Annotated in this window: 2 protein-coding genes and 1 pseudogene; all 3 read left to right on the forward strand. The window is 55.1% G+C overall.

Annotated elements, in window-relative coordinates; translation table 11 throughout:
- Positions 1-1,086: TraG/VirB4 family ATPase (locus AC2VLY_RS11965; protein ID WP_486922347.1), on the forward strand; the 1,086-nt coding region annotated here is incomplete at its 5' end.
- Entirely contained in the window at positions 1,071-1,601 is a 531-nt protein-coding gene (locus AC2VLY_RS11970) for a hypothetical protein (RefSeq protein WP_486922348.1), read from the forward strand. The genes AC2VLY_RS11965 and AC2VLY_RS11970, both read left to right, overlap by 16 nt.
- Positions 1,598-1,781: pseudogene (locus tag AC2VLY_RS11975) on the forward strand (hypothetical protein); the annotation flags it as partial. The gene AC2VLY_RS11970 and the pseudogene AC2VLY_RS11975, both read left to right, overlap by 4 nt.

Below are 1,781 nucleotides of genomic sequence, written 5' to 3' on the forward strand. Positions count from 1 at the left end.
GTGGAAAATCTGCACGATGAAATGGATGAACTGGTCGGCATCTTCGGGACCATGATCTCTCCCAGCGGCCAGTTGAGCGACCGCGACCTGAACATCATCGAACTGGCCATCGAATCCATCTTCGGCAATATGGGCAAAGAAGCGACACCAACCCACATGGCGGAGTATCTCGTGGCCCAGGACAACGATCCCCGTGCTATGGAAATGGGCAAGATGCTCCATCGTTTCACCGATCACGGGGCTTATGGACACTGGTTCAACCAGCCAATGAACGTCGATCTCAATGGCCGATTCGTCAATCTGGAACTCAAGGAACTGGAGAATCGCAAGCATCTGTTGATGGTCGTTCTCATGCAGATGATGTTCGCCATTGGCCGGGAAATCGGGCGGGGTGATGCCGACGGGGAACATCGACGCCGGATACTGTTTGTCGATGAGGCCAGTGTCCTGCTGCAGATACCCACGGCTGCAAAGTTTCTGGAAGGCCTCTCGCGGCGCGTTGCCAAGAATCGAGGTTCCCTGGGCTTAGGGCTACAGGGATTGCGGGATTTATACATGAACGATTACACACGGGTTATTGCTTCGCAAACCGCACATTTTCTGGTGATGAAGCAACATCAGGATGTATTGGCCCAGCTTGAGAAGGATCAACTCTTCTCCGTCGGAACATCCGCCTATGAAATGATGCGAAGCCTGAGAAAAACCGGCGAGTATGCAGAATGCTTCATCATGAGCGAAGACCAGATGGGGGTTGGGCGTCTGAAGCTCGATCCGTATCGCCGGGTACTGTACGCCACAGACGGGCCGGAAAAAGAGGATGTCATTGCCGCCATGCGAAGCGGTGTCTCACCGGATCAGGCTATTCGGGATTTTCTGGACCGGGAGAAAACCTATATTGCCAGGCAGGAATTGGCTCCTGAAGAAAACGATCCGAAAGACGCCAAAGCGGATGATCTGGACTATCTCAAATCCATTTCGGATGTGGAAGCGCAGATCGAAAAGGAAAAAATCCAACAGGAAAGCCCGCCTTCTCAGGCGGATATAACTAAATCGGGCAGGAAGAGGCGCACATGGAAGATCTTTTAAGCAAAACCGACCCAACAGAATCTCCGGCGGAAGCAGCAACTACGCCAGATGCGACAGGCACGGATGCCACAAGTCCCAACAAAAAGCCCTCTTTTCGGGAGCGTTTTGCCTATCCCATCATGTTGCTGGTCGGTGTGGTCGCTGCGGGGGGTATCTCTTTTCTGGTGCAGTCCGGCACGCTCTCCGATCTGATGGCAGGGGGCGGGCATTCCCGTGCAGCGGCGGTCAGCGGTGGACCGCGCAGTGTGCCGGTGGTGTATATCAATACCGGCAGGATCATGGCCGATGTCATCAAATCGCAGGTGGAGAATGGCGCGTTGACCCGTCATGAAGCCGCAGAAATGGGGCATGTTATCGGGCAGACGATACAAGCAGTCGCCGCAAACTATGCGCGTCGTGGCGATCTGGTGCTTTCGCGCAACGTGCTGGCCGCGCCGGAAACGAACAACGTAACCGCACAGGTGGAAAAGATCGTACAGGCGCGACTGGCCCAGGATTTTGGAGGGGCGGGATGACTAGCGGACTGACGCTGAAATCGAAATTCATCCTGATTATGGGCATGGGGGCCGTTGCCGTGTTTCTCGGCATGTTTCTGGGGCCGGGTATCGCCATGCACTACGGCATTTCCATAGATCCGCAGTACCAGTCCTGCCTGCCCTGGTCGAACTTCCTGGTGCAGTACGGGCAGACAGATC

Source organism: Acidithiobacillus sp. TH-A36 (assembly GCF_057473445.1).

What these genes read in the sequence shown, in the direction of transcription:
- AC2VLY_RS11970 (WP_486922348.1), top strand. Translation starts at nt 1,071, where the DNA reads ATGGAAGATCTTTTAAGCAAAACCGACCCAACAGAATCTCCGGCGGAA.